3 protein-coding genes are annotated in these 1,372 nt (G+C 61.7%); 2 read left to right on the plus strand and 1 reads right to left on the minus strand.

From position 1 onward, the window contains the following. Window positions 1–105 precede the first annotated feature (105 nt). Entirely contained in the window at window positions 106–513 is a 408-nt protein-coding gene (locus BN874_RS26425; protein WP_081756329.1) for a hypothetical protein, read from the minus strand. A gap of 148 nt (window positions 514–661) precedes the next feature. Here BN874_RS26425 and BN874_RS26430 point away from each other — a divergent pair, with 148 nt between their 5' ends. Both BN874_RS26430 and BN874_RS26435 read left to right on the plus strand, forming a co-directional pair. Next, window positions 662–1,165, plus strand: a complete 504-nt coding sequence (locus tag BN874_RS26430; RefSeq protein WP_420886124.1) for a transposase — start codon at window positions 662–664, stop codon at window positions 1,163–1,165. A 63-nt stretch (window positions 1,166–1,228) separates the two neighbouring features. Continuing rightward, the gene (locus BN874_RS26435; protein WP_420886125.1) at window positions 1,229–1,357 is read left to right on the plus strand and encodes a hypothetical protein; all 129 of its coding nucleotides are present in this window, start codon (window positions 1,229–1,231) and stop codon (window positions 1,355–1,357) included. Window positions 1,358–1,372: the final 15 nt, after the last annotated feature.

The raw sequence follows: 1,372 nt of genomic DNA on the forward strand, positions 1-1,372 counted from the left end.
ATGTGAAAAAAGGCAGGCTCCCGGTTCGTTGATCACCCGAGCGACCGGAGACCGACCGCTATGAGCCTGCCCTTTGGAAATCGGGATACAACATTTGAACAGCTCTTACAAGAGTTGCCCCCGGACTACCGGGAGTTGGCAATCGAATTTAGAGCCTTCGCCCGATCGCGCAAGATCAAGACTCCGGAGCAGTTGCTGCGGGTGGTGATGAATGACTGCGGGCTGGATGCGGTGTTGCGGGAAACGGCGGGGACCTTCACGTTGCTGGAGGAACGGATCAGCGACACGGCCATCCACCGACGATGGAAGGCCTGTGGTCCGTGGGTCAAGGCGCTGCTGAGCCGGATGATGGACGCGGCGGTCCAGCCGTTGGCCGAGGGTCACCTGCGGTTTCTGGTGATCGATGCCTCGACGGTGCAGAGTCCCGGCGCGACCGGCACCGACTACCGGATCCATCGGGCGATCAATTGGGTGCGGCTGCACCTGGTGGAAGTCAAGGTGACGAATGCGCATACCGGTGAGCCTCTGAGTCATTATGTGTTACAGGATGGCGATGGGGTGGTGGCCGATCGGGGGTATAACCAGGTCACGATGTGGATGGATCAGGCCGATCGCGGGGTCGGCCTGGTGGTGCGCTATAACCCCCATGGCATCCCGCTCCATGACCCCGAGGGGAATCCCCTTGATTTGGAGTCGGTTTTGTCAGCCTCCGGCGCGACTGAATGCTGTTTACCGACGCAGGTCCGTAACCGGGACCACGAATCGCTCGCGGGTCACCGGCATGCCCTGCGTTTGCCACCGGCTCAGGCCGCAGAAGCGCGGCGGCGGGGCGCGGGCGAACGCCGCGAAAAAAGGCCGTCCGCCTCAGGCCCGGACCCTAATCTTTGCCGAATGGGTGCTGATCTGGACCACGCTGCCGCCCGAGATCGTGTCGACGGCTACAATCATGGCGCTCTATCGGGTGCGTTGGCCAATCGAACGGGTCTTCAAGCGATTGAAAAGCATCTTGAACATGGATCACCTCCGGGCCAGGAAAGACAGCCCCTTGGCCGAGGTCTATCTCCACGGCAAGTTGCTCTATGCCTGGATCGTCGAGAAACGGCTCTGCCGGCGCTGTGGTCACGACTGGCATCGGCTGGATCAGCCCCGCCGCGCCACCCCCTAGCGAATTTGGACCCTGTTACAACGGGAGCTGACCACCGCGATTCACGGCGCCCGGCACTGGAATGTGAAGCGTTGGCCGGAAGCCCTCGTCGTCCTCCAGGAGCGTCGCCGCCGCCGGACCCTGCAAACCGTACCGGAACGGATTACTCAACTCATCGCCGAATGCCAAGCACAGGGATGCAGCAATATCTGAGAGTTAGTGCTTAAG

The organism is Candidatus Contendobacter odensis Run_B_J11, from assembly GCF_000531125.1.
Classification (GTDB): domain Bacteria; phylum Pseudomonadota; class Gammaproteobacteria; order Competibacterales; family Competibacteraceae; genus Contendibacter; species Contendibacter odensensis.

Bases quoted from the DNA above. Each gene is read 5' to 3' on its own strand.
- BN874_RS26425 (WP_081756329.1), bottom strand. From the start codon at position 513: ATGCGCATTCGTCACCTTGACTTCCACCAGGTGCAGCCGCACCCAATT.
- BN874_RS26430 (WP_420886124.1), top strand. From the start codon at position 662: ATGACCCCGAGGGGAATCCCCTTGATTTGGAGTCGGTTTTGTCAGCCT.